The organism is Bacillus sp. AP8, assembly GCF_000321185.1.
Taxonomy (GTDB): domain Bacteria; phylum Bacillota; class Bacilli; order Bacillales; family DSM-1321; genus Bacillus_AD; species Bacillus_AD massilioanorexius.
This window is the reverse complement of sequence record NZ_CAPG01000050.1, coordinates 1-26,926: the sequence shown is the minus strand read 5'-3', so window position 1 is coordinate 26,926 and position 26,926 is coordinate 1. Positions and strand designations below refer to the sequence as shown.

Genomic DNA, 26,926 nt, shown 5'->3' with positions numbered 1-26,926 from the left:
AATGTACAATGGGTGCGACTCCTGAGGATAATGAAATTGCGCATTAAAAGCGAGTTTTAGTACAACAAAAAAACTTAGCAATTGACTTTAAACAATTACTAAGTTTTTTAGAGGATAATTTGTTAATCAATTTCAAGATCAGCTTGAAATTCCATTCTTTTTAGACGACGTTTATAGACAATTTTAGAAAGAGAAATACTAATTTCATACAGTAATAATAGAGGTATCACAACTAAGAAATCTGAAACAAAATCTGGTGGTGTGATCACTATAGCAATAATAACTAGAATGAAATAAGCGTATTTTCTGATTTTGGATAATACGTAAGGGTTAACTATTCCAATAGAAGTTAAAAACATAACAACAACAGGTAATTCGAATAAAATAGCAAATGGTAAAGACATATTAATTAAAAAGCTAAAATATTTATCAGCGGTAAAGTTTGTAACAAACATATCTCCGCTTAATTCAATTAAAAAATGCATAACTGAAGGGAATATTACATAATATCCAAAGGATAAACCTACAAGAAATAATATAAAAAGTGCTGGTATATAGGATAGTGTGACTTTTACTTCATTAGCCTTTAAAGCTGGTCTCACAAATAACCATATTTGCCAAGCTAAAACGGGAATCGTTCCAGCTATTGCAACTATCGAAGCTATTTTGAAGTATATTCCAACAATCTCACCAGGACCTAATACAATTAATTTCGTATCGAGACCTTGTACGAACCAATGATAAATTTCCTCTACAAAGCAGAAGCCGAGAATAAAGAAAGCAATAAATGCAACCAAAGTTATAATAATTCTCTTTCGGAGCTCGTCAAGATGTTCAATCATATTTAAATTTTTATCTGTCATGTAGAAGTCAAACCTTCCTTATTTCTGTGTTAATGCGATAAAAAGATTGCTACATAAGCTAAGAGCCTTGCGCATTTTGCATTCTAACTGTTCATATTAGCAAAAAAGTGTAAAATGAATGTTCACCTTACACGATAATGCTATCAGTTATTTCTGAAGCTTATTTCTTTGTATCTGCTTCATCTGTAAGATCATCTGTTAAACCACGTGTTGATTTTTTAAATTCATGTAAAGATTGTCCAACAGCACGACCAATTTCAGGAAGCTTTTTCGGACCGAAAATAATTAATGCTAATACTAAAATAAGGATTAATCCCGGAACACCGATATTTTGAAGCATCTTTAACATTCCTTTCCAATAAAATCTTAATCTACTATGTAGTATATTACTAATATCTTGCTATTAGCAAACAAAAATTCAATGTTCACAATTTTTCTTAATTTGCTGTAACGAAGAACGTTATATATAGGTAGAAAAACGGATATAGATGTATAATCGAGAGGAAAATAAATAGGAGATTGAGAGAAGTTAAAGAGATTCATAAGAAATAAAAAAGGGTAAAGTCTGTTCACTCATAATTTTGTTTAAACAGACTTTACTCTTAAACAAGGGCGTAGTATTCGATTTTTACAGTTAGGATATATGGTTTTTTTGAAATTCAGATGGGCATATTCCGGTCCATCTTTTAAATTGTCTACTAAAATGTGATAGATTTTTATACCCGAGTCTACTTGCGATTTCTTTTAAAGTAATATCAGATTGTTGGATGAGCATTTTGGCTTCTTGTAATTTGAGTTCTGATAAATATTTACGTGGAGACATGTGATAGACTTTCTGAAAAATTTCTAAGCCGTAGTTTGGACTTAAACCGAGAGATATAATAATTGGTTTTACACGAAGCTCATCATCTGAATTATGATGGATATTCATACAGTAGTTTCGGAAGTTATATTTAATAGCATCAGCAATTGCTTTTGCATATTTTTCATTAGCTATTACTTCATTATCAAGATTTTTTTGCTTGTAGGATACTTCATCAACTAAAATAGCTAGTAATTCAAAAAGGATTATTTGTATTTTAATCTTTATTTGAGTAGACATAGTCTCTGACTCATCCAATAAACATACCCATTTTAAAAGTACATCTAGGAATCTCTCGTGAAAAGGATTACTTGATTGATAAACTAAGTCACAATAGTTAATGATATCCAAGCGTATAGTAGGGTCATCTACTTCAAAATAGGCACAAAAAAATTTTATATTATCATTGGATTTTGCAGAGATGCTATGTGAATATCCAGGTGGAATGAGTAAAACATCTCCTCCTATTAATTCGTAGCATTTTCCTTCTACAAATGTTTCCAATTCACCTTCTATAATAACCAATACTTCAAATGCATGGTGGTATTCTTCAGAAGCCTTCCATTGATTAGAGACTGTTTGCATATGTGCTCCAAAAAAATGTATATTCCAATCTATAAGTGGAAGTTGTTTGACATGAGAGCTTTCTGGAATATTGTTTATGTTAATCATGACTATTAAACTCCTTATATATGGGTAAAAATAATGGCAATCTAGAATCGCTCTATCTCATAAACTATGAATAGATTGTAATGAAACTAGTGTAACATATCCATATTATATTAAAAAAAGAAAACGCTATCAATTATGAAAGGAGAAATAATAATTATTAAATAATTAAGTGAAAAGGGTAAATGGTAACTCATGAACATTTAAAAGGAATTGGAAAATAATAAAAACTTAATTAGAATGTAGTTTTAATATGAAGAAAGGGGGTAAATAATAAAAGCGATACTTACAACGTAAGTATCGCTTGGTAATCAATTATAATATTAGTTTAATACTCTAGATGCAGATGAGAATTTTGATGGATTATAAGAAGCAATTTTTACAACATCACCAGTTTGAGGTGCGTGAATGTATTGACCGCCTCCAATATAAATACCAACATGGTATGCAGGTTTACCTTTAAATACTAAGTCTCCTGGTTGAACTTGGCTAGTTGAAATTTTTGTTCCAAAGTTTTGTTGCGCACTTGAAACACGTGGTAAGCTGATTCCAACTGAACGGAATACATAACTAGTGAAACCAGAACAGTCAAATCCACTTGGAGTTGTTCCGCCCCATACATATGGCACACCAAGATATTGTTTAGCTTTTGCAATAACAGATGCCGCTGAAGCAGATGGTGCTGAAACTGGAATATCCGCTACAGAGTTGTCTTGATTATTGGATGAATTATTATTAGATTCTGGTGCCTGAGTTGTTGTTTGTTGATTTTCTGTTGTTGTGTTGTTTGCTGCTGCTGCTTGAGCTGCTATACGTGCTTGACGTTGTTGCTCAGCGATTCTTCTTGCTTCTTCTTCAGCTGCTTTTTTTGCTGCTTGAACTTGTTTTAAATCATTTTGAATTTTAGCTTTTTCTTGTTTGATTTTAAGCTGTTCTTGTTTAGCTTTTTCTTGCTTAGTTTGAATTGCAGCAAGATCTTTATCTAAAAGTGCTTTTTTCTCTTTAAGTTCTTGATCTTTCTTTAATAGACTTTCTGATAGTTCTTTATCACTTTCCATGATAGTCATCATAGCAGTTGTTTTTTGAACGAAGTCAGAGATTCCATCTGAACTTAAAAGAATGTCAATGAAGTTAGATGATACTGAACCATTCATTTGGATATCTTCTAAACGAGATTTAGATAATTCCATTGTACGATTATATGATTCTTCTAACTCTACGATTTCTTTACGAGTTTTTTCAACGCGAGTTTTACTTTCTTCTACTTGTTTGTTCAATTTTTGAACATTATGAATTGATTCGATGATTCTGTTATCGTATTTTTGAATACGCGTTTGTAAATCTTCAATTCTTTTTTCATATGTAGAAATTGTCGTTGTCGTTTCAGTTGTTGTGTTTGGTGTTGCAAATGTAGGGGTAACTTGTAATAGTAATGCAGCTGAAAGAACTGTAGCTGCGACTTTTTTCTTTGTCGATTTTATCATATTATTTAAATCTCCCGATCTTTTATATTTATATTCATATTTTCTAAATGGTTATAATTTAATATTTTCGAACCCAATTAATAGTTTATTGTTATATCGAACTAAATACAATGAAAAAATGCCCAGAATCGAATAATGTAATACACTTGTGTTTTATGTAATATTTCTGTAACATTACGAGAGATTTTGTAATCGTGTGTCTGATCATACTGTCGATTGCCGTATAATGAAGTCTCCATTTAGATATGATTATATTAAAGGAAATAATAGACGTTTTGCATTTCTATTTTAGTAAAATATTAGATTATGAATATTGACATACAAAATGAAAACCGTATGTTTTAGAGAATAAAAAAAGAGGCCTCTGAAAAGTGATAAAAAATCACTTTTCAGAGGCTCTTACTTTAATTATGGGAATGTTTTAAGTTAAGTACGTTCTTATTAATAAAGAAAGCTGATGGTACAAGCTTTCTTTATTAGGATTTTCACTCATTTATATTGTGAAAAATCAACAATATGTGACATTGCTGATAATTAACATTTCTGAAATCCGACATAGTATCCTAAAAGATTGATGATGATTCCTTGTTTATAGAACTTCTGCTCCTAATGAATGCTTAAAGTGCTCAATTGCCCACTCATGTCCTGTTGGATTGAAGCTGGCTACTGCATTAGAATGAATAACAATTTTGAATCCTTTATTATAGGCATCCACTGCTGTGTGAAGTATACAAATATCTGTACAAACTCCAACAAGATGAATTTCTGTAATATTTCTTTCACGGAGTTTAATTTCTAAATCTGTACCAGCAAAAGCAGAATATCTTGTTTTATCCATCCAATAGATTTGTTCCTTGTTCTCTTTATTATCCTCATATACTTTGTCTAAATCCCCGAAAAGAGTTCTACCCGGTGTTCCTTCTATATTATGTGGAGGAAATAACTTCGTTTCTGGATGAAAGGAATCATTTTCTTTATGTAAATCAATAGCGAATACAACATAATCATTGTTTTCGATAAATTGCTTTGTTATTGCCACAATATTCTTTTCTATATTCTGTCCAGGTATTCCGCAAGTTAGAGCTCCATTTTCTGCTACAAAATCTACAGTATAATCAACATTGATTAATGCTTTTTTCAATGAAAACACTCCTTTTTCAAAATCTTATTGTTAGTAATATCATAATTGAAACTTATATATGAAACAAATGAGAATAGCTATACATGTTTTACTTAGACCGTTTTTTCATATTTTGTTCCCTATGACCGAGTTAGTGCATATAGACTGAGATGAATGACGCTACAGATGCTCACTTTCAGCGATGTGGGCGTTAGTTTCGACCATTCTAATCTACTCAACCTTTTTATGGTCATTTTATTCACTGATCTTATTTAAAAACAACACTCTTTTAGAAAACAGCCTTTATTTAAGAAATATCCCATGATAATGTGAGGTCGATTATTCTGTTTTCATAAATCGTTCCTTTTTCTGTTACAAAAGAAACATAATTTAGGAGGAAATTGTAAATAGAACAGTTTTTATAGATAAAAAATGGTATTGTAATTGTTATTTTTTATCTAATTTCGTTAATAGTGGTGTTATATGGAATTTTTTATGCGTAATTCATCTTCGTTTGGAAACCTTTTACTAATAGTAATTGGTTTAAAATGGAAAAAATATAGATTTTAAGAGTGGATTTGATGTTTGGGGCTATGTTCTTTTCTTGCTTTTCTTTAGGAATTCTGCTATTCTAAAGAAGAATTATTTTTGTTCGGTTTAAATTGATTAGTGATAAAGTAGCTCGTCTATAGATTTGAGCAAGGATAGTATTACAATGTGTGGATATCACACTAGGAGGCAACAAACATGGAACAAGGTAAAGTAAAATGGTTTAACGCAGACAAAGGTTTTGGATTCATCGAGCGTGAAGGCGGAGAAGACGTATTCGTACATTTCTCAGCAATCCAAAGCGAAGGTTTCAAATCTTTAGACGAAGGTCAAAGCGTATCTTTTGAAGTAGAACAAGGTCAACGTGGACCACAAGCTACTAACGTTGTTAAATTATAATTAATAACTTTCAAACAGACTCTAGTAAAGGGTCTGTTTTTTTTATACCACTCTAGCTGTAAAACTATAACTTCATCATGACAGTGAATAAGAAGGCGGGTAAGCTGGATATAAGTGTGGTTAAGTTTACACTATATATTAACTATGTTGTTAATCTTCGACCATAGTATGTTTTGCTACTTCGACTAAAGATACTTACGTTTTATATAAGTAAAAAATGAATGTATTGAATCGAGACTGTTTTCTAAAAGATTATGGTGTTTAAATAAGTTCAGTGGATAAAGATGAAAAAAGTCGTTTGGAGCGTAAGGTGCGAGCATCCTGGAGCGGAATTCAACTCAGCCTAAATGCACTAACTTGTTCATACGTAACCAAGTATGCGAAAATAGCCTAAATAAAAAATACCCTATCCACAAATTATGGATAGGGTTCTATTTAATACAAGTAAAATAAAATGGTAAAGTTAGTATAGCATAGTAAAGATGCAAACCCTAATGATTTAGATTACTATTTCATAATCTAAATGGTTTAAAGAATTAAATAGCTTAAAAAAGAAAGACAAATAGATGTAATAATCATAGCAATTAATGGTTTTAGTGCTTTTGTTCGGACTTCTTTCAAATGAATATTTAAGCCAAGACCGACCATTGCCATTGTTAAACACCACGTTGTCAATATGTTTACACCATTTAAGATGCTTTCAGGAACTGTTATAATTGGACCTATAACATAACTACCTAATATACTCATTATGACAAATCCAATTAAAAAATATGGAAATGCAATTTTTTGTGGTTCATTGCTTTGTTTATTTTTTCGATTCATGACCCATATGAGTATAAAACACAGAGGTACTAAGAAAAAAACACGGCCGAGTTTAGCTAATAAAGCCATAGTTAATGGATCTTCGCCAGCTGGTGCTGCCGCTAAAGCTACATGGGCAAGCTCATGTAAGCTTAAACCACTCCATATGCCATAATCAGATGCACTAATTGTTAATATTGGATATAGTAGTGTGTAGGCAATAGAGAAAATCGTACCAATTAGAGCGATGATACCAACACTTATGGCTGTTTCATCATCATCTGATTTTACTATTGGCGCAACAGCAGCTATCGCGGCTGCACCACATACTCCAGTACCGATACCAAGAAGAAGTGAAATGTTGCTGTTTCCTTTGAAGTATTTTTTTGATAGCCAAAGCATGAAGAAAATAGCGAAAGCTATAACTAAAATATCTTTCATGAGTAAAATTGGTCCTTCAGATAAGAGGATAGAAATATTCAATTTTAATCCATATAAAATAATAGCTAACCGTAATAAAATTTTTGACGAAAATTGAATTCCTTTTGCAAGATTTGAAGGATAACCCCAAATTTGTCGGAATATCACTGCAAGAATAATAGCACAACCCATTTGTCCAATCATTTGAATACCAGGTATTTTAGCGAATAGGAAGCCTATTAGTGCAATGAGGAATGTAAATGCAATACCACCAACAAAAGGTATGTATTGATTTAATCTGTTATTAGTCATATATAATCCTCCTAATACTCTAATAGTTTTAAGATAATAAATTTTTGTCTATAAGAAAAATAATTTATTTGAATATTCATCATAAGTAAATACTTATAGTGGGGGGATTTAATTGAAACAACAGCTATCTGTTTTTGTTAAAGTAGTTGAATTAAAAAGTTTTTCTCGTGCAGCTGAGGATTTATATATGACGCAACCTGCTGTTAGTCAATACATTCAATCATTGGAACAAGTAATAGGAATGAGACTACTAGAAAGAACAAATAAAATCATTTCGCTAACAAGAGCTGGAGAAATTGTATATGTTAAGGGAAAAGAAATATTGAACCTTTATGGGAGAATGCAGCGTCTTCTTGAAGATTTATCAAATGATGTAAATGGAGAAATATCCATTGGTGCAAGTTATACATATGGAGAATATCAACTTCCTCACATAATTGCGAAAATGAAGGAATTATATCCAAACATCACTCCTAATATCACGATAGCTAATACAAAAGAAATTTTGGAGATGGTCAATAATTATAGCTTAGATATAGGTATTATTGAGGGAGAGATTAGAAAGCAGCGCGAGATTAAAATAGTTCATTTCGCTGAAGATACGCTAAATATTGTTGCTGCTCCGGATTATCATCTTCCTAATGACACAGTTTCGATAAAGGATTTAGAAAAGGAAATGTGGATTGTAAGAGAACATGGATCAGGGACAAGAGAAGCAACAGAAAAGTTATTTCAAAAGCTGAATATTAACCCAGCCCTAAAAATGGAATTTGGGAGTACACAGGTTATTAAGGAATCTGTAGAAGCTGGATTAGGAATTGCCTTATTATCACGATCTGTTTTTCAAAAAGAAGAGAAGCTCAAAACATTAAAAGTAATAACACCTGAAGAATTTTATGTAAAAAGAAATTTTTCATATGCCATTAAAAATTCCTTTCAGACAAAAGCAGTTGAAGTATTAATTTCATTACTAGAAGAGGTTTGATAAACTTACTTAAAGATTTACTAATTTTATAGAGCATCATATGGAGTATGGGAACAAATTGATCCCTTATATGTAAAAAAACAACCGGTGGAATAAATTTTTTCCACTGGTTGTAGATAATGTAATTGAAAAGAAAGAGAATCAAAATGTGGTGAAAATGTCGAAATTATTGTTTTATTTATATAACAGTATTGTAAGCGGATTCAAAAAGTGATTAATCCAAATTATCTAAAAATTGTTGCAAAAAGCTATTGACGGTTTAGATAAATCAGCGTATCATAAGCCACAATAACAATTAATATTTAGAAAATTCTAATTTAATAAATAATAAGTGTAGAAGAGGACAATTAGCTTTATGAATTGACATGACAGAGAACTGGGAGGGTGGAAACCAGTATGATCAGCATAAAGTGAACTCACCTCGGAGCGTCAGCTTGAAACATTTGTAAGTAAAGCTGAACGGGTGTTACCAGCACTCGTTAACTAAAACAACTAGTGCGTACTGATTTAGTACGAATAAGGGTGGTACCGTGGATTGGTTAATAAGCCTCTTCACCCCTTAGTCTATATGTTTATAGACATTTTGTGGGTGTAGGGGTTTTTCTATTTATCTCTTTAGCCGCATATTGTTAACAAAAGAAGTTTTATCATAATTGTAGAATTTGTGGGGAGGTTGATTTTGTGACTCAAGAAACAGCGATGGCCGTAAAAAAAGCAGCAAAAACTAAGAAAACGGGAGCAGAATATTTATTAAATGCTCTAAAGAGAGAAAATGTTGAAGTCATGTTTGGATATCCAGGTGGGGCTGTATTACCGATTTATGACGCACTGTATGATGCTGGAATTGCACATATATTAACTCGTCACGAACAAGGAGCTATTCATGCAGCTGAAGGGTATGCAAGAATTACAGGAAAACCAGGAGTAGTTATTGCAACATCTGGACCTGGGGCAACCAATATTATTACTGGATTAGCTGATGCCATGATAGATTCTATACCGCTAGTTGTTATCACAGGGCAAGTTTCTACTTCAGTAATTGGTACAGATGCCTTTCAGGAAGCAGATGTTTTAGGAATTACCACACCTATTACGAAACATAATTATCAAGTAAGAAATGTAGAAGATTTCCCACGAATTATAAAAGAAGCATTTTACATTGCTTCATCAGGAAGACCAGGGCCAGTTTTAATCGATATTCCAAAGGATATGGCCATTTCGCAAGCTGAAGCAGATGAAGATCCTGAAATTTATTTGCCAGGATATCAGCCTACTCTTAAGCCAAATCATTTGCAGATTCGTAAGTTAATTGAAGCAGTTAGTGCTTCGAAAAAACCTGTTATTTTAGCTGGAGCAGGTGTATTACATGCAAAAGCAGCGGATCAGTTAAAAGAATATGCGGTTCAACAAGGAATTCCTGTTGTTCACACATTATTAGGATTAGGTGGTTTTCCAGCTGATCACCCATTATTTGTTGGTATGGCAGGAATGCACGGAGAATACGCAGCTAATATGGCCCTTTATGAAACGGATTTACTAATCAGTATCGGTGCTCGTTTTGATGATCGTGTTACAGGAAATTTAAAAACTTTTGCACCGAATGCAACGATTGCACATGTCGATATTGATCCGGCGGAAATTGGTAAAAACGTTCCAACTGCTATTCCGGTTGTAGGCGATGCGAAAGAAACGCTATTAAGTTTAATTAAACAAGATGGCAAGAAAAGCGAATGTGATGAGTGGAAGAAGACTATTTTCAATTGGAAACAAAAGTATCCACTTCATTATGATAGAGAAAGTCAAGATGGTCTGAAACCACAAAAAGTTATTGAATTGCTTCATGAATATACAAATGGTGATGCTATTGTTGTAACGGATGTTGGACAACATCAAATGTGGGCAGCTCAATATTATACATTTAATAAACCTCATGCATGGGTTACATCTGGTGGTCTAGGTACTATGGGCTTTTGTGTTCCAGCTGCAATTGGAGCTCAACTAGCCGAACCAGAAAAGACGGTCGTTGCCATCGTTGGTGATGGAGGATTCCAAATGACATCTCAAGAGCTTGGTGTCATTGCTGAGATGAACCTACCAATCAAGATTATTATTGTAAATAATTATGCACTTGGAATGGTTCGTCAGTGGCAAGAACTATTTTATAAAGAAAGATATTCTCATAGTTTGCTAACTACTCAGCCTTCGTTTGTAAAATTAGCAGATGCATATGGTATTAAAGCCTCTGTAGCTTCTACAACGTCTGAAGCGGAGGAAGTATTAAAAGAAGCTTTTGCAATTCCAGAGCCAGTTTTAATTGATATGAGAGTAGAAAAAATGGAAAAAGTATATCCTATGGTAGCTCCAGGAAAAGGACTACATGAGATGGAGGGATATGAATTATGAGAGGCATTATTACGCTAACGGTTATGAACCGTCCAGGTGTGTTAAATAGAATTACAAATCTTTTTTCTAAAAGAAATTATAATATTGAAAGCATTACTGTTGGCCCTTCTGAGACAGAAGGAATATCCCGTATGACAGTTGTGGTAAATGTGGATCATGAAGCGATTCTTGAGCAAATGACAAAGCAATTAAATAAACAAATTGATGTTATTAAGGTAACTGAGCTAACAAACCAATCAGTAGTTGCTAGAGAACTAGCTTTAATTAAAGTATCTGTATCACCTCAAACTCGTGGAGAAATTTATTCTCTCGTAGAGCCATTTAGAGCGTCAGTCATTGATATTAGTAAGGATAGTTTAGTTATTCAAATAACAGGGGAAACAGAAAAAGTAGAAGCTTTTGTAGAGCTGTTAAAACCATACGGTATTAAAGAAATAGCACGTACTGGAACAACAGCATTTCCTAGAGGAACACAAAAAAGTAATACGAATCCCAATTTCTCAATTGTTTAATAGTTTAAATCATTGCGTTTCTAGCAATGTACTTATATAAAAATTTTTTCATATAAAAAGGAGATTATAATCATGGCAAAAATGTACTATAACGGAGACGCAAATCAATCATATTTACAAGGGAAAACAGTAGCAATCGTAGGATATGGATCACAAGGTCATGCACATGCTCAAAACCTACGCGATAGTGGTGTAAAGGTAGTAATTGGACTTCGTCAAGGTCGTTCATGGAATAAAGCTGTAGAAGATGGATTTGAAGTATATTCAGTAAAAGAAGCTGTTGAACAAGCAGATGTAATCCAAATTCTATTACCTGATGAAATGCAACCTAAAGTTTACAATGAAGAAATTAAACCAGGTCTTACGGCTGGTAAAGCCCTAATGTTTGCACATGGATTTAATATTCATTTTTCTCAAATCGTTCCTCCAAGCGATGTAGATGTATTACTAGTAGCACCAAAAGGTCCAGGACATCTTGTACGTAGAACGTATGAACAAGGTGCAGGTGTACCAGCATTATTTGCTATCTATCAAGATGTAACTGGTGAAGCAAAAGAGTTAGCTCTTTCATATGCATACGGAATCGGTGCACTTCGCGCTGGAGCACTAGAAACAACATTTAAAGAAGAAACAGAAACAGATCTTTTCGGAGAGCAAGCTGTTCTATGTGGTGGATTAACTTCACTAGTAAAAGCAGGTTTCGAAACATTAACAGAGGCTGGATATCAACCAGAATTAGCTTATTTTGAATGTTTACATGAACTGAAACTGATTGTTGATCTGATGTATGAAGGTGGACTAGAAAATATGAGATATTCGATCTCAGATACTGCTCAATGGGGAGATTTTGTTTCAGGACCACGCGTTATTACAGACTCTGTAAAGGCTGAAATGAAAAATGTTTTGACTGATATTCAAGAAGGTCGCTTCGCTAAAGGTTGGATTTTAGAAAACCAAGCTAATCGCCCAGAATTTAATGCGATTGTAAGAAAAGAAAATGAACATCCAATTGAAAAAGTAGGTCGGGAACTTCGTGCTATGATGCCTTTTGTTAAGCAGCAAAAACAGAAAGAGGTGGAGGCAGTTGCGAAAAATTAATATATTTGACACCACTTTACGTGATGGAGAGCAATCACCTGGCGTAAATTTGAATTTTTCGGAAAAATTAGAAATAGCAAAACAATTAGAAAGATTAGGTGTAGATGTTATGGAGGCGGGCTTTCCAGCCGCGTCTCCTGGAGATGCAGCTTCTGTTAAAGAAATTGCTACAGTTATCAAAAATTCATCAGTTACAGGTTTAGCTCGTTCAATTCAGAAAGATATTGATATCGCATGGGATTCCTTAAAAGGAAGTGCCGAACCAAGACTTCACGTGTTTATTGCAACATCACCTATACATCGTCAATATAAACTGTGCATGTCTAAAGAGGAAGTAGTTGAAAATGCTGTAGCAAATGTGAAATATGCAGCTTCAAAATTTCCTATTGTTCAATGGTCAGCTGAAGATGCTAGTAGAACGGAACTAGATTACTTAGCTCATATTGTCGAAAAAGTAATTGTTGCAGGTGCAAAAGTTATTAATATACCAGATACAGTTGGTTTTACAACGCCACTTGAATATGCAAATATCTTTAAATACTTAAGAGAGAACGTGCCTTCTATTGATAAGGTAACTTTATCTACACATTGTCATGATGACCTAGGGATGGCTACAGCTAACTCTATTGCAGCTATTCAAGCGGGTGCAAATCAGGTGGAAGGAACATTTAATGGTATTGGTGAAAGAGCGGGTAATACAGCATTAGAAGAAGTCATTTTGGCTTTATATACAAGAAATGAATATTACCAAGCGACAACTGGTATTACATTAAATGAAATTAAAAGAACGAGTGACCTTATAAGTCGTTTAACAGGTATGGTTGTTCCGGGCAACAAAGCGGTTATAGGAAATAATGCATATGTACATGAATCAGGTATTCATCAAGACGGAGTGTTAAAAGAAAAAACTACTTATGAAATTATTAATCCAGAATTAGTTGGTTTTAATGTGAAGAATATGTTCTTAGGTAAGCATTCTGGTCGTCATGCCTTTAAAACACGTTTAGAAGAGTTAGATCTTCAAGTGAGTGAAGAAGTAGCTAACAAATTGTTTAAAACATTTAAAGAGCTGGCTGATAAAAAGAAAGAAATGACTGATGATGATTTAGTAGCATTAGTACTTGAAGAAAAGCTATCAAATGAAGAGAAGTTCTTTAACTTAGAATCTATTCAAATTCAATACGGAACAAATCAAGTTCCAACAGCTACAGTTACACTTTCGGGTCCAAATAATGAAATCATTCAAGAAGCAGGGACAGGTGCTGGTAGTATCGAAGCCATTTATAATACCCTTGAGAAAAGCATTGAAGATACCGTTGAATTGCTAGATTATCGCATTCAATCTGTGGGAGCTGGTGATGATGCATTAGCTCAAGTCTTTGTAAAAATGAGATATCAAGATATTGAATCAAGTGGTAGAGGATTGGCACAAGACGTACTAGAAGCATCAGCAAAAGCGTATTTAAATGCAGTGAATCGTGTTATCTATTTGAAGGACCGTGACACTGTCAAAATGTAATGTACTATTCAAACAAAGAGGAGATGTTCCGTATGGAGAAAGTAATTACCGTATTGCCGGGTGACGGGATTGGAAAGGAAGTTACGAAGGGAGCTGTTGAAATACTCAAAGCAGTTGCTGAAAGATACGGGCATTCATTTCAGTTTGAATACGGCTTAATTGGTGGAAATGCGATTGATGAAGCGGGTTCACCACTTCCAGATGAGACGTTAGAAACATGTAGAAAAAGTGACGCTATTTTACTAGGAGCAGTTGGTGGTCCAAAATGGGATCATAGTCCTTCCCATTTACGCCCAGAAGTAGGTCTTTTAAAAATTCGGAAAGAGCTTAATTTATATAGTAACTTAAGACCGATTACGTATTATAAAAGCTTAGCGGAGGCTTCACCTTTAAAAAGAGAAATCATTGAAGATGTAGATTTATTAATCGTTCGTGAATTAACAGGCGGTTTATATTTTGGGAAGCCAAGTGAACGGGTTGAGCGTGACGGAAAAGAGGGTGGAGTAGATACTCTTTATTACGAACGTGATGAAATGAAAAGTATTATTACTCTTGCCTTCGAATTAGCTAGTAAGCGTCGTAAAAAAGTAACTTCGGTTGATAAGGCAAATGTATTAACTACTAGTAAGCTGTGGAGAGAAGTAGCAGAAGAAGTTTCTAAGGAATATATTGACGTTGAACTTGAACATATGTTAGTGGACAATGCAGCTATGCAACTGATTCGCAACCCAAAACAATTTGATGTAGTCGTTACAGAAAATATGTTTGGAGATATTCTAAGTGATGAAGCTTCAGTATTAACTGGATCACTAGGAATGCTTCCTTCAGCTAGTCTTTCACATTCAGGATTGCATTTATATGAACCGATTCATGGATCTGCACCAGATATTGCTGGGAAAAACCTTGCAAATCCTTTAGCAACGATTCTTTCAGCAGCTTCAATGCTTCGTTTATCTTTTGGATTAGAGGAAGAAGCACAAGCTGTTGAAAAAGCTGTTAATTCTATTTTAGATTTAGGATATAGAACGAAGGATATTGCATCCACTCGCTCGAAGGTGCTAACTACTGAAGAGATGGTAGCAGAGGTTAAAGCAACCATCCTTGACCATGAAGCAATCTCAAATATTATGAATGCATACTCGTAATAGCATGAACAAATGGAAAGACACGCCGAAATTTGCGCGCGTGTCTTTTCTTACAAATAAAAAGGAAAGATTTCGTTTTTTTAATTAGGAGGGGAATTATGGGTAAGTCCATTATTGGAAAAATATGGGAAAATCATATTGTAAGTAGTGAAGAAAATAAGCCAGATTTACTATATATTGATATGCACTATATTCATGAAGTAACTTCACCGCAAGCCTTTGAAGGAATTCGTGTTAAGGGGAGAAAAGTTCGACGACCAGATAAAGTATTTGCGACGATGGACCATAATGTTCCAACTATTAATAAATATTTTATTCAAGATGAAGTAGCGAAAAGTCAGCTACAAGCATTAGAAAAAAACTGTAAAGAATTTGGCATTACGCTGGCAGATTTAGATAGTCCAGAACAAGGTATTGTACATGTTATTGGACCTGAACTTGGAATTACGAAGCCAGGTATGACAATTGTATGTGGAGATAGTCATACAAGTACTCATGGTGCTTTTGGAGCATTAGCATTCGGTATTGGAACAAGTGAAGTTGAACACGTCTTAGCTACACAAACACTATGGCAAACAAAGCCAAAAACATTAAAGCTTGAAATAAACGGAAAATTAGGATCAGGTGTTGCAGCAAAAGATGTTATTTTGTATGTGATTTCTAAATTTGGTGTGAATTTCGGTACAGGGCATGTTATTGAATATTGCGGCGATGTTATACGTAATCTTTCTATGGAAGAGCGCATGACTATTTGTAACATGAGTATTGAAGGTGGAGCTAGAGCGGGTTTAGTTAGCCCTGATGAGACGACATTCTCATATTTACGTGGCCGTAAATATGTAGCGCGGGGAGCAGATTTTGATAAGTATGTTCAAAAATGGTCTGCATTAGCAAGTGATGAGGATGCAACCTATGACTCAGTTATTACGATAGATGGAGCAGAAATATCACCTATGGTAAGTTGGGGAACAAATCCCGGAATGTGTAGTCCAGTAACGGGCAATGTACCACTTATTACAGAGCAAGCAAATGAAGCTAAACAACAAGAGTTAGATAGAGCTTTATCTTATATGGGATTACAAGAAGGCATGGCTATTACTGACATTGATGTACAACATGTTTTCATTGGTTCATGTACGAATTCCCGAATCGAAGATTTACGTGCAGCTGCAGAAATTGTAAAAGGGAAACAAGTAAACCCTGTTGTTAGAGCTATGGTTGTACCAGGATCGCAAACAGTTAAAAAGCAAGCAGAAGAAGAGGGATTAGCAGATATATTTAAAAACGCTGGATTTGAATGGAGAGAATCAGGTTGTAGTATGTGTTTAAGTATGAATCCTGATGTTGTTCCGGCTGGAGAACACTGTGCTTCAACTTCAAATCGTAACTTTGAAGGACGTCAAGGACAAGGAGCTCGAACTCACCTTGTAAGCCCTGAAATGGCAGCAGCAGCAGCATTATATGGTAAATTCGTTGACATTCGTCAATTGAAAAATTCTGAAGAGCAACCAGCTTTATAGTTCAATCTTATAGGAGGTGCGTTATGGAACCTATCATAAACTTTAATGGAAAAGTAGCTGTTTTAGATCGAGGAAACGTAGATACAGATCAAATTATACCAAAGCAATTTTTAAAAAGAATTGAAAGAACTGGATTTGGTCAATTTTTATTTTTTAATTGGCGCTTTAACGAAGATGGATCAGAAAACGCTGATTTCGAATTAAATAAGCCAGAAGCTCGTGGTGCTAGTATATTAATAGCAGGTGAAAACTTTGGATGCGGCTCTTCACGTGAGCACGCACCATGGTCTCTGTTAGATTATGGATTTAAAATTGTCATCGCAACTTCTTTTGCTGACATATTTCATCAAAATTGCTTAAAAAATGGTATGCTTCCAATTCGTTTAAAAGAAGAAGAGGTTGCTCATTTAATGAAAGTAGCAAAAGATAAACAAGATTATCATCTTGATATCGATCTCCCAAATCAAACAGTAAGTGATCAAAATGGCTTTAAGGCTTCATTTGAAATTCATCCTTATTGGAAAGAGATGCTTGTGAATGGTTGGGACGAGATTTCGATTACTTTACAATATGATGAAAAAATAAAAGAATATGAAAATAAAGTAGATACAGTGTTAATGTAATAATATAGGAAGAAAATAGGTATATATGAATTTTTGATTCATAAATAATACTGTTTCAAAGATAGATCTAGAGTAAAGTGGGTGTCCGATTTGGATGCCTGCTTTTTATTTGTCGTATATTGCAAGACGACAAATAATTGGGATAGAAAAATGTAGAAAGATGAAAGTTTATTAGGAAAAATGCGAAAAAGTATTTTATCTCGTATGTTTAATTATAGATACGAGGGGAAGTACATAAATAACTTCATCAAAGCTTACAGGAGCAGGATTATTTTTCTAATAATTTTGTATTGATGTTTAGAAAATGGTAAACTGATGAAAAATAATAGAAGCATCAAGGCGGAATGAAATATGAAGGAGAAAAAAGAAAGTGCAAAGATTATTCCTTTTCCTGAGTTGGCAAGTAGACTAGTTGATAGAGGAATGGATTTTCTTTTACATAAGAGATTTGCGGAAGCGGCAGACCTTTTGCAGCAAGCCATTGAATTAGAAAAAGAAGATTATAATGCAAGATTTGGTCTAATTGTAGCTTTAGTAGAGTTAAGTAAATATCGAGAGGCAAAAGAGCATTGTCAGTACATACTTCATAGAGGAATAGGAGACTATTCTAAAACAATGGAAATGTATATCATGGTTCTACTTCAGCTTAACGAATACGAAGAGATGGAAGCGACGATAAGTGCTTTGCTTGAAGAAGGTCTTTTACCAGTAGAAAAAGAAGAGCATTTTGAAAATATGCTTGAATTTTGTAAAAGAATGCGTATGGAGCAAAGTGAATTCCCAGTAGATGAATCGGTCATAGAAAAAAGTTTAGAATTGCTACATAAGACACCACAAGAACAATTAATTATTGTTAATCAGCTTAAGGATGATAATATTCGTAAATACTTAGTTGAAATTAAAGAATTTCTCCAATCTCCTGAAGGACATCCACTTATTAAGACGTTACTACTAATCGCTCTAAGTGATCAAGAAATACAAGATGAATGTGTCATTGTTAAGTTTTCGAAAGAAACTACTATTATTCCATCAGGAATAGAATTTATTCATAATCGTGATTACTATCGAAACATTGAAGAATTACTAGATAAGTGTTTGGAACAAAAAAACCCATCATTGTTTGAATTAGCAAGACATTTATTAGAAAGACATCAGCTGGTTTTATACCCGTTTGAACCAATGGAATGCTATGAAAGTTGGGCTGCAGCTTATCATATACTTGCCGAACAATATCAGGGAATAGAATCCAATGAAGATGAAATACTAGACAATTACCACGCAATAGAAACAAAAGTAATGGAAGTACTTCAATTCATCCATAAATTAGAAGAAATATCTTCTATATAATATTTAAGCTTAAGCTGTTGAAAGACAGTAAAGCTGTGATATAATGAAATGGTTGTAATAATATAGTTACGAAAAATCCCATCATTTGTAAGATGAAAAGGATGTAAACAAGACTGTTTTAGCACTATGAAACAAGCTTGTCTTATAATGAATAAGTTTTAATAACTATTAATAGATGTTTTGGAGGGAAATAGATGTCTGTAAAATTAGAAAGATTAGAAGAGAACCGCGTGGTTCTAACTATTGAAGTAGAAGCAGATAAAGTGAACAAAGGCTTAGACGCTGCTTTTAATAAGGTTGTAAAACAAATTAACGTTCCAGGATTCCGTAAAGGAAAAATGCCACGTCAATTGTTTGAAAAACGTTTTGGTGTAGAATCATTATACCAAGATGCTTTAGACTTCATTCTTCCAGACGCTTATGCATCTGCAGTTGAAGAAGCAGAAATTAACCCAGTAGATCGTCCAGAAATCGACGTTGAGAAAATGGAAAAAGGCGAAACTTTAGTTTTCAAAGCTACTGTTACAGTTAAACCAGAAGTAAAACTTGGTGATTACAAAGGTTTAGAAGTAGAAGCAGTAAATACTGAAGTTACTGAAGAAGATGTAAACAATGAATTAACTCGTATGCAAGAGCGTTTTGCTGAGCTTGTTGTAAAAGAAGAAGGCAAAGCTGAAAACGGTGATACAGTTGTTATCGATTTTGAAGGATTTGTTGACGGAGAAGCTTTTGAAGGTGGAAAAGCTGAAAACTATTCTTTAGAACTAGGTTCAAATTCTTTCATTCCTGGTTTCGAAGATCAAGTTGTTGGTCTTGAAGCAGGACAAGAAAAAGACGTAGAAGTTTCTTTCCCAGAAGAATACCATGCAGCTGAACTTGCAGGAAAACCTGCTGTATTCAAAGTGAAAGTTCATGAAATTAAAACAAAACAACTTCCTGAGCTTGATGATGAGTTTGCAAAAGATGCTGACGAAGAAGTGGAAACACTTGCAGAACTTAAAGAAAAAACTCAAAAATCTCTTGAAGATAGCAAAAAACACGAAGCTGAACACAAAGTACGTGATGCAGTAGTTGAAAAAGCAGCTGAAAATGCTGAAATCAACGTTCCTGAAGTAATGGTTGAAAGCGAAGTTGATCGCATGCTTCAAGAATTCGAACAACGCCTATCTATGCAAGGTATGAACTTAGACCTATACTTCCAATTCTCTGGTCAAGACGAAGCTGCTTTAAAAGGACAAATGAAAGAAGATGCTGAAAAGCGTGTTCGTGTAAATCTTGTTCTTGAAGCTATCGTTGAAGCTGAGAAAATTGAAGCTTCAGAAGAAGAAATTGAAGCTGAAATTGGAAAAATGGCAGAAATGTACAAAATGTCAGTAGAAGATATTAAAAAAGCTTTAGGTGGTTCAGATGCATTAAAATCTGATATTACTTTCCGTAAAGCTATCGACTTCTTAGTAGATAACAGCAAACAAGCTTAATTTCTTCTAAACATATATAGTCTCAAAATACAAAACAAGGCGCGAGATGATCGTGCCTTGTTTTGTATAATCTATGTATGCTTTTCTTTGTTTTTGAATAATTTGAATACTAGGAAGAAAAAATAAAAAATTTATAATTACAAGTATCTTTATTGATTTTTTATTATAATAAGTGTAGATTATTTTTAATAAAGTTAATACATAATTTTAACTGGAAGTTTGATTCAATTTTGAACTGGGCATTATACATATGTGGAAGAAAATTAGGTTTACCTATTCTCTGTGAAAAAGCATATAATTTTTCATGAAACTGGTTAAAATGATACAATGCAATTCACATAGAATATAGATTATACATAATGATGTTTTCGTTATTCTAGCTAATTGTTCAGTGAGAGTGACAATTAGATTAATTATGAAGGGGTGAAGAAATTGTTTAAATTTAATGATGAAAAAGGACATTTAAAATGTTCTTTTTGTGGAAAAACGCAGGAACAAGTTCGTAAGCTTGTAGCTGGACCTGGCGTATATATTTGTGATGAATGTATCGAATTATGTACTGAAATCGTTGAAGAAGAATTAGGTACAGAAGAAGAAGTAGAATTTAAAGATGTTCCAAAGCCTCAGGAGATTAGAGAAATTCTAGATGAGTATGTAATTGGACAAAATCAAGCTAAAAAATCTTTAGCGGTAGCCGTATATAATCATTACAAACGAATTAATTCTAACAGTAAGATTGATGAAGTTGAACTTTCAAAAAGTAATATTTGTTTAATTGGACCTACAGGTAGTGGTAAAACATTATTGGCTCAAACATTAGCACGTCTATTGAATGTACCTTTCGCTATTGCGGATGCAACTTCTTTAACAGAAGCTGGTTATGTAGGTGAAGATGTAGAAAATATCCTTTTGAAGCTGATCCAAGCAGCGGATTATGATGTTGAAAAAGCAGAAAAAGGTATTATTTACATCGATGAAATTGATAAGGTTGCTCGTAAGTCAGAGAATCCATCTATTACTCGTGATGTTTCTGGTGAAGGAGTACAACAAGCATTACTAAAAATTCTAGAGGGCACAGTAGCTAGTGTACCACCACAAGGTGGAAGAAAGCATCCTCATCAAGAATTTATTCAAATCGATACAACAAATATTCTCTTTATTTGTGGCGGAGCTTTTGATGGAATCGAACCAATTATTAAACGTCGTTTAGGACAAAAAGTAATTGGATTTGGATCTGATAATAAAAAAGTTGATATAGCTGATAAAGATTTATTATCAAAAGTATTACCTGAAGATTTATTGCGCTTTGGGTTAATTCCGGAATTTATCGGTCGTCTTCCTGTAATTGCAAACCTTGAGCAGCTTGATGAATCGGCTTTAATTGAAATTCTAACAAAGCCTAAAAATGCGCTTGTGAAGCAATATCAAAAAATGCTTGAGCTAGATGATGTTGAATTAGAATTTGAAGAGAGTGCGTTAGTGGAGATTGCTAAAAAAGCAATTGAAAGAAAAACAGGTGCGCGTGGTCTTCGTTCCATTATTGAAGGGATTATGCTTGATTTAATGTTCGAGCTACCATCACGCGATGATGTACAAAAATGTATTATAACAGGTGAAACAGTTTCTGATACTAAAGCGCATAAATTAGTGCTTAAAGATGGTACAATTATTCCTGAAGAAGAAACAAAAACTTCAGCATAATATAAGCAAACGTAACAGGTCCTTTTTGGTCCATTTCGTATGAATAATGAAACCGCTAATCCAATTTTGGTTAGCGGTTTTTGTCGTTCTGTAAAAATGCAGTTACATACTACTAATATATATGATCGATTTTAATAGCTATTTTTCAAACTCATAAATGAATAAAATAATCCAAAAAATGGATTGTTCTTTACGCTAAGGGGTTAATATTTCCGATAAAAGGAGATACTTAAATGTATGAACTAACTTGGTGTATTATGGAGGGAAGATCATGAGTTGGATGAATATAATCGTTATCATACAGCTTTTTTTCGGGATTGTAATCGGGATGTATTTTCTTAATTTATTACGAGGACAAAGAGCTAATAAAGTGACAATAGATCGTGAATCACGAAAAGAGATGGAGCAACTAAGGAAAATGAGATCTATTAGATTATCTGAGCCGCTTGCAGAGAGAGTTCGTCCTTCTTCCTTTAAAGAGGTTATTGGTCAAGAAGATGGTATAAAAGCTTTAAAGGCTGCTCTATGTGGACCAAATCCTCAACATGTTATTATTTACGGTCCTCCGGGTATTGGGAAGACCGCAGCAGCTCGACTAGTATTAGATTTTGCTAAAAAGAATAAGAACTCACCGTTTCAATATTCTTCTGTCTTTGTTGAACTAGATGCAACAACTGCAAGATTTGATGAAAGAGGTATTGCAGATCCTTTAATAGGGTCCGTTCATGATCCTATTTATCAAGGAGCAGGAGCAATGGGGCAAGCTGGTATCCCTCAGCCAAAACAGGGAGCCGTTTCAAATGCCCATGGAGGAATTCTATTTATTGACGAAATAGGTGAGTTGCATCCTATCCAAATGAATAAGTTATTAAAGGTACTAGAAGATCGAAAAGTTCATTTTGAAAGTGCTTATTACTCTGAGGAAAATCAACAGATTCCTGTACATATTCATGACATTTTTAAAAACGGATTGCCAGCTGATTTTCGTTTAATAGGTGCGACAACTAGAACACCTAATGAAATACCACCGGCTATCCGCTCAAGATGTATGGAAGTTTTTTTTCGTGAATTAGAACAAGATGAAGTGGTGACAGTTGCGAAAAATGCTGCAAATAAAGTGGGGTTGAAAGCTAGTGAAGAAGGGCTACAGTTCCTAGCTCGATATGCTAGAAATGGAAGAGAAGCTGTCAATATGATTCAAATTGCAGCAGGTTTAGCTATTTCGGAAAATCGTAAAGAATTGAAGGAAGAAGAAATTGAATGGATCGTCCAAAGTAGTCAATTAAGTCCTAGAATGGATAAAAAAATAAGTTTGCATCCCAAAATTGGCCTAATCAATGGGCTAGCGGTATATGGACCAAATAGCGGCGCTCTTCTTGAAATTGAAGTGACGGTAATCCCTACTAAAGAAAAAGGTACAATTACAACTACTGGTATTGTCGAAGAAGAGAGCATTGGTGGAAGTGGTAAATCAATACGGAGAAAAAGTATGGCACGTGGTTCAATTGAAAATGTTGTAACGGTGTTAAGAAGCATGGGAGTACCAGCGGATCAATTTGATATTCATGTGAATTTTCCTGGAGGTATTCCTATAGATGGACCTTCTGCTGGAATTGCTATGGCTATTGGCATTTATTCAGCAATTTATAAAATACCGATTGATAATACTGTAGCAATGACTGGTGAAATCAGTATTCATGGTGAGGTTAAACCAATTGGAGGAATCTATCCAAAAGTTAAAGCAGCCTTGCAAGCCGGAGTAAAAACAGTTATTATACCTCGCGAGAATATGCAAAGTATGTTAAAGGAATTCACGGAACTGAATATTATTCCAGTGACTCATTTCTCTGAAGTTATACAACACACGTTAAAAAAAGACCTACCTATACAAGAATTTGTAAAAGATATAGATATTGTACAGAAAGAAAACTTACTTTGAGTGAAACGTAGTGTTTATAACATAACAGTATGATTTAACCTATTCGTACACATAATATGTATAAAGCACAAGGGCGATAAAAAAGTGATGAAAATGGCTTTTTTATCAGCCCGATTTTTGTGTTTAAATGAAGGGAAAATACAAATAGAAAGCAGAAATGGTAACTAATAGACACTAGCTATTAAATACGATAAAATGACTTAAAGACTGATAGAGCAATACATGCTAATTTACATAATTTGTGGAGGTGTTAGACATGGCTAATACGAATGAAATCATCGTTCCCCTCCTTCCGTTACGAGGACTGATTGTTTACCCTACTATGGTACTTCATTTAGATGTCGGAAGGGATAAGTCCATCCAAGCATTAGAAAAAGCAATGGTTGAAGATCATTTGATTTTTCTAACAACTCAAATTGATACTTCAACACAAGATCCTGATGAAGATGATATATATAAAATGGGTACATTAACGAAAGTGAAGCAAATGCTGAAACTTCCGAATGGGACGATACGTGTTTTAGTAGAAGGTTTGAAAAGAGCTGAAATAATTTCAGTGAATGATCGAGATACTTATTTAGAAGCCTCTTTAAAAACGTTCGATGATTCAGAAGAAAAGGACGCAGAGCATCAAGCGTTAATGAGAACTTTATTGGGTTCATTTAAGCAATACATAAAAATGTCTAAGAAAAATAATAATGATATGTATGCATCTACAGCTGATATAGAGGAGCCGGGTCGTTTAGCTGATATTGTTGCTTCTCATCTTCCTTTGGAATTAAAAGGAAAACAAGAAGTGTTAGAAGCGGTAGATATTAAAGAACGTTTAGCAATCGTTATTGCTTTTATAAACAATGAAAGTGAAATCTTACAATTAGAGAAGAAGATTGGTGAACGAGTAAAACGTTCGATGGAAAGAACGCAAAAAGAATACTATTTACGTGAACAAATGAAGGCTATTCAAAAAGAACTGGGAGATAAAGAAGGTAAAACTGGAGAAATTGCAGTTTTAACTGAAAAAATTGAACAAGCTAAAATGCCTGAACACGTTGAAAAAGTGGCATTTAAAGAATTAGATCGTTATGAAAAAGTGCCGTCAAGCTCTGCAGAAAGTTCTGTTATTAGAAATTATATTGATTGGCTTATCGCTTTACCTTGGTCTCAATCAACGAAGGATGACCATAATCTAGCAAAAGCAGAAAGAATCTTAAATAAAGAACATTTTGGGCTTGAGAAAGTGAAAGAACGTGTATTAGAGTACTTGGCCGTTAAGCAATTAACAAAATCTTTAAGAGGTCCAATTCTTTGTTTAGCTGGCCCTCCTGGTGTAGGGAAAACAAGCTTGGCTAAATCGATTGCTTCGTCATTGAATCGTAATTTTGTTCGTGTATCATTAGGTGGGGTACGTGATGAATCAGAGATAAGAGGTCATCGACGTACTTATGTGGGCGCGATGCCGGGTAGAATTATTCAAGGAATGAAAAAAGCTGGCACAATTAATCCAGTGTTTTTATTAGATGAAATTGATAAAATGTCCAATGATTTTAGAGGAGATCCTTCGTCAGCTATGCTTGAGGTTCTTGATCCAGAACAAAATCATAATTTCAGCGATCATTACATTGAAGAAACGTATGATTTATCCAATGTAATGTTTATAGCAACTGCCAATAATCTTTCAACGATTCCGGGTCCTCTAAGAGATAGAATGGAGATCATTACACTTGCAGGCTATACGGAATATGAGAAATTGCATATCGCTAAAGAACATTTATTGCCTAAGCAAATTGAAGAAAACGGATTAAAGAAAACTCAGCTTCAATTAAAGGATGAAGCATTCATGGATATCATCCGCTATTATACACGTGAAGCAGGAGTTCGTAGCTTAGAAAGACAACTAGCTAGTATTTGTCGTAAATCTGCTAAAATTATTGTAGCTGGTGAGAAGAAAAGAGTGATTGTTAACTCTAAAAACCTAGAGGAATTTTTAGGTAAAAAGAGATTTTTCTATGGACAAGCTGAAAAAGATGATACAGTAGGAGTTGCAACTGGTCTTGCTTATACAACGGTAGGTGGAGACACTTTGCAAATTGAAGTATCATTGTCAGCAGGAAAAGGTAAGCTATCCTTAACAGGTAAGCTTGGTGATGTAATGAAAGAATCAGCTCAAATAGCTTTAACTTGTGTACGTTCAAAAGCTAAAGAGTTAGGTATTAATGAAGATTTTCATGAAAAATATGATATTCATATCCATGTTCCAGAGGGAGCTGTTCCAAAGGATGGACCTTCAGCTGGTATTACGATTGCTACTGCTATTGTGTCTGCCTTATCTGGAAAAGCCATTCGTAAGGAAGTGGGTATGACGGGAGAAATTACATTAAGAGGTAGAGTTCTTCCGATAGGTGGATTGAAAGAGAAAACATTAAGCGCACATAGAGCTGGTTTGACTACCATCATTATTCCTAAAGACAACGAAAAAGACATCGATGAGATTCCGGAAAGTATTCGTAAAGAATTAAGCTTTCACCCAGTCTCAAGCTTCGATGAGGTATTAGAGATTGCATTGGTAGGTGGAAAATAAATGAAGGTTACAAGCGCAGAGATTGTTATGAGCGCTGTTCGAAAAGAGCAATATCCAGAAGGAGATTTACCTGAATTTGCATTAGCAGGTCGTTCGAATGTAGGGAAATCCTCTTTTATTAATAAAATGCTAAATCGAAAAAGTTTAGCGAGAACATCTTCAAAGCCAGGCAAAACACAAACATTAAACTTTTTTATCATTAATGAAATGTTTTATTTTGTTGATGTTCCTGGCTATGGATTTGCTAAAGTGTCAAAATCAGAACGAGCAGCTTGGGGAAAAATGACTGAAACATATCTGACTTCAAGAGAACAGCTGAAATCTGCATTACTTATTGTAGATTTACGTCATCCACCAACAAAAGATGATGTTATGATGTATGATTTCTTTAAACATTACGATATTCCTTGTATTGTTATTGCAACAAAGGCGGATAAGATTCCGAAAGGTAAATGGCAAAAACATTTAAAAGTAACAAAAGAGACATTGCAACTTGAAAAAGGGGATGAGATTATTCTCTTCTCTTCTGAAACTGGACAAGGTAAAGATCAGGCGTGGAATGCGTTACAAGCACGAATGAAAGAGACAGACTAAGG

The 26,926-nt window shown here is 34.1% G+C and carries 21 protein-coding genes and 1 other annotated feature; of the genes, 15 read left to right on the top strand and 6 right to left on the bottom strand.

The genetic code is table 11. The features are described from left to right. Window positions 1-122: 122 nt before the first annotated feature. The 5 genes from tatC to BN349_RS13225 all read right to left on the bottom strand — a co-directional run bounded on the left by tatC (window position 123) and on the right by BN349_RS13225 (window position 5,019). Window positions 123-863, bottom strand: a complete 741-nt coding sequence (tatC, locus tag BN349_RS13245; protein ID WP_019242810.1) for a twin-arginine translocase subunit TatC — start codon at window positions 861-863, stop codon at window positions 123-125. Between the two features lie 160 nt (window positions 864-1,023). Then, window positions 1,024-1,203, bottom strand: a complete 180-nt coding sequence (gene tatA, locus BN349_RS13240) for a twin-arginine translocase TatA/TatE family subunit (protein WP_019242809.1) — start codon at window positions 1,201-1,203, stop codon at window positions 1,024-1,026. 294 nt (window positions 1,204-1,497) lie between these two features. Then, entirely contained in the window at window positions 1,498-2,397 is a 900-nt protein-coding gene (locus tag BN349_RS13235; protein ID WP_019242808.1) for an AraC family transcriptional regulator, read from the bottom strand. Window positions 2,398-2,717: 320 nt separating this feature from the next. Continuing rightward, on the bottom strand, window positions 2,718-3,878 hold the full coding sequence (locus BN349_RS13230; RefSeq protein WP_019242807.1) for a C40 family peptidase: 1,161 nt from the start codon (window positions 3,876-3,878) through the stop codon (window positions 2,718-2,720). 589 nt (window positions 3,879-4,467) lie between these two features. Beyond that, complete coding sequence (locus BN349_RS13225) at window positions 4,468-5,019, bottom strand: cysteine hydrolase family protein (protein WP_019242806.1); 552 nt, start codon at window positions 5,017-5,019, stop codon at window positions 4,468-4,470. Window positions 5,020-5,745: 726 nt separating this feature from the next. Here BN349_RS13225 and BN349_RS13220 point away from each other — a divergent pair. Further along, window positions 5,746-5,946 carry a cold-shock protein gene (locus tag BN349_RS13220; RefSeq protein ID WP_019242805.1) on the top strand — a complete coding sequence of 67 codons (201 nt, stop codon included), beginning with the start codon at window positions 5,746-5,748 and terminating at the stop codon, window positions 5,944-5,946. A gap of 528 nt (window positions 5,947-6,474) precedes the next feature. Here the strand turns inward: BN349_RS13220 and BN349_RS13215 are convergent. Next, entirely contained in the window at window positions 6,475-7,482 is a 1,008-nt protein-coding gene (locus BN349_RS13215; protein WP_019242804.1) for a YeiH family protein, read from the bottom strand. 112 nt (window positions 7,483-7,594) lie between these two features. On the opposite strand from BN349_RS13215, the gene BN349_RS13210 reads away from it, so the two are divergent. The 14 genes from BN349_RS13210 to yihA all read left to right on the top strand — a co-directional run bounded on the left by BN349_RS13210 (window position 7,595) and on the right by yihA (window position 26,924). Then, window positions 7,595-8,467, top strand: a complete 873-nt coding sequence (locus tag BN349_RS13210; protein WP_019242803.1) for a LysR family transcriptional regulator — start codon at window positions 7,595-7,597, stop codon at window positions 8,465-8,467. A 325-nt stretch (window positions 8,468-8,792) separates the two neighbouring features. After that, window positions 8,793-9,030, top strand: a binding site (T-box leader). 136 nt (window positions 9,031-9,166) lie between these two features. After that, the gene (gene ilvB / locus BN349_RS13205) at window positions 9,167-10,870 is read left to right on the top strand and encodes an acetolactate synthase large subunit (RefSeq protein WP_026089304.1); all 1,704 of its coding nucleotides are present in this window, start codon (window positions 9,167-9,169) and stop codon (window positions 10,868-10,870) included. After that, window positions 10,867-11,382, top strand: a complete 516-nt coding sequence (gene ilvN, locus BN349_RS13200) for an acetolactate synthase small subunit (RefSeq protein WP_019242801.1) — start codon at window positions 10,867-10,869, stop codon at window positions 11,380-11,382. Before ilvB ends, ilvN begins: the two co-directional genes overlap by 4 nt. A gap of 72 nt (window positions 11,383-11,454) precedes the next feature. Beyond that, window positions 11,455-12,480 carry a ketol-acid reductoisomerase gene (gene ilvC / locus BN349_RS13195; RefSeq protein WP_019242800.1) on the top strand — a complete coding sequence of 342 codons (1,026 nt, stop codon included), beginning with the start codon at window positions 11,455-11,457 and terminating at the stop codon, window positions 12,478-12,480. Beyond that, a complete protein-coding gene (locus BN349_RS13190) occupies window positions 12,467-13,999 on the top strand; it encodes a 2-isopropylmalate synthase (protein ID WP_019242799.1) in 1,533 nt (510 codons plus the stop codon). Before ilvC ends, BN349_RS13190 begins: the two co-directional genes overlap by 14 nt. Before the next feature lie 32 nt (window positions 14,000-14,031). Next, window positions 14,032-15,144 carry a 3-isopropylmalate dehydrogenase gene (gene leuB, locus BN349_RS13185; RefSeq protein WP_019242798.1) on the top strand — a complete coding sequence of 371 codons (1,113 nt, stop codon included), beginning with the start codon at window positions 14,032-14,034 and terminating at the stop codon, window positions 15,142-15,144. 98 nt (window positions 15,145-15,242) lie between these two features. Beyond that, complete coding sequence (gene leuC / locus BN349_RS13180; protein ID WP_019242797.1) at window positions 15,243-16,664, top strand: 3-isopropylmalate dehydratase large subunit; 1,422 nt, start codon at window positions 15,243-15,245, stop codon at window positions 16,662-16,664. 23 nt (window positions 16,665-16,687) lie between these two features. Then, window positions 16,688-17,287: a 3-isopropylmalate dehydratase small subunit gene (leuD, locus tag BN349_RS13175; RefSeq protein WP_019242796.1), complete on the top strand. Its 600-nt coding sequence runs from the start codon at window positions 16,688-16,690 to the stop codon at window positions 17,285-17,287. A 351-nt stretch (window positions 17,288-17,638) separates the two neighbouring features. Continuing rightward, window positions 17,639-18,634 (top strand): tetratricopeptide repeat protein, encoded by a 996-nt coding sequence (locus BN349_RS13170; protein ID WP_019242795.1) that lies wholly within the window; start codon window positions 17,639-17,641, stop codon window positions 18,632-18,634. A gap of 194 nt (window positions 18,635-18,828) precedes the next feature. Beyond that, on the top strand, window positions 18,829-20,112 hold the full coding sequence (gene tig / locus BN349_RS13165; protein ID WP_019242794.1) for a trigger factor: 1,284 nt from the start codon (window positions 18,829-18,831) through the stop codon (window positions 20,110-20,112). Between the two features lie 432 nt (window positions 20,113-20,544). Continuing rightward, window positions 20,545-21,813, top strand: coding sequence for an ATP-dependent protease ATP-binding subunit ClpX (gene clpX / locus BN349_RS13160; RefSeq protein WP_019242793.1), 1,269 nt, complete (start codon window positions 20,545-20,547; stop codon window positions 21,811-21,813). 271 nt (window positions 21,814-22,084) lie between these two features. After that, the gene (gene lonB / locus BN349_RS13155; RefSeq protein WP_019242792.1) at window positions 22,085-23,752 is read left to right on the top strand and encodes an ATP-dependent protease LonB; all 1,668 of its coding nucleotides are present in this window, start codon (window positions 22,085-22,087) and stop codon (window positions 23,750-23,752) included. A gap of 256 nt (window positions 23,753-24,008) precedes the next feature. Then, on the top strand, window positions 24,009-26,330 hold the full coding sequence (lon, locus tag BN349_RS13150) for an endopeptidase La (RefSeq protein ID WP_019242791.1): 2,322 nt from the start codon (window positions 24,009-24,011) through the stop codon (window positions 26,328-26,330). Next, complete coding sequence (gene yihA, locus BN349_RS13145) at window positions 26,331-26,924, top strand: ribosome biogenesis GTP-binding protein YihA/YsxC (protein WP_019242790.1); 594 nt, start codon at window positions 26,331-26,333, stop codon at window positions 26,922-26,924. It begins immediately after the preceding gene. The last annotated feature ends 2 nt before the right edge of the window (window positions 26,925-26,926 follow it).

Bases quoted from the DNA above. Each gene is read 5' to 3' on its own strand.
- tatC (WP_019242810.1), bottom strand. From the start codon at position 863: ATGACAGATAAAAATTTAAATATGATTGAACATCTTGACGAGCTCCGA.
- tatA (WP_019242809.1), bottom strand. From the start codon at position 1,203: ATGCTTCAAAATATCGGTGTTCCGGGATTAATCCTTATTTTAGTATTA.
- BN349_RS13235 (WP_019242808.1), bottom strand. From the start codon at position 2,397: ATGATTAACATAAACAATATTCCAGAAAGCTCTCATGTCAAACAACTT.
- BN349_RS13230 (WP_019242807.1), bottom strand. From the start codon at position 3,878: ATGATAAAATCGACAAAGAAAAAAGTCGCAGCTACAGTTCTTTCAGCT.
- BN349_RS13220 (WP_019242805.1), top strand. From the start codon at position 5,746: ATGGAACAAGGTAAAGTAAAATGGTTTAACGCAGACAAAGGTTTTGGA.
- BN349_RS13215 (WP_019242804.1), bottom strand. From the start codon at position 7,482: ATGACTAATAACAGATTAAATCAATACATACCTTTTGTTGGTGGTATT.
- ilvB (WP_026089304.1), top strand. From the start codon at position 9,167: ATGGCCGTAAAAAAAGCAGCAAAAACTAAGAAAACGGGAGCAGAATAT.
- ilvN (WP_019242801.1), top strand. From the start codon at position 10,867: ATGAGAGGCATTATTACGCTAACGGTTATGAACCGTCCAGGTGTGTTA.
- ilvC (WP_019242800.1), top strand. From the start codon at position 11,455: ATGGCAAAAATGTACTATAACGGAGACGCAAATCAATCATATTTACAA.
- leuB (WP_019242798.1), top strand. From the start codon at position 14,032: ATGGAGAAAGTAATTACCGTATTGCCGGGTGACGGGATTGGAAAGGAA.
- leuC (WP_019242797.1), top strand. From the start codon at position 15,243: ATGGGTAAGTCCATTATTGGAAAAATATGGGAAAATCATATTGTAAGT.
- leuD (WP_019242796.1), top strand. From the start codon at position 16,688: ATGGAACCTATCATAAACTTTAATGGAAAAGTAGCTGTTTTAGATCGA.
- BN349_RS13170 (WP_019242795.1), top strand. From the start codon at position 17,639: ATGAAGGAGAAAAAAGAAAGTGCAAAGATTATTCCTTTTCCTGAGTTG.
- tig (WP_019242794.1), top strand. From the start codon at position 18,829: ATGTCTGTAAAATTAGAAAGATTAGAAGAGAACCGCGTGGTTCTAACT.
- lonB (WP_019242792.1), top strand. From the start codon at position 22,085: ATGAGTTGGATGAATATAATCGTTATCATACAGCTTTTTTTCGGGATT.
- lon (WP_019242791.1), top strand. From the start codon at position 24,009: ATGGCTAATACGAATGAAATCATCGTTCCCCTCCTTCCGTTACGAGGA.
- yihA (WP_019242790.1), top strand. From the start codon at position 26,331: ATGAAGGTTACAAGCGCAGAGATTGTTATGAGCGCTGTTCGAAAAGAG.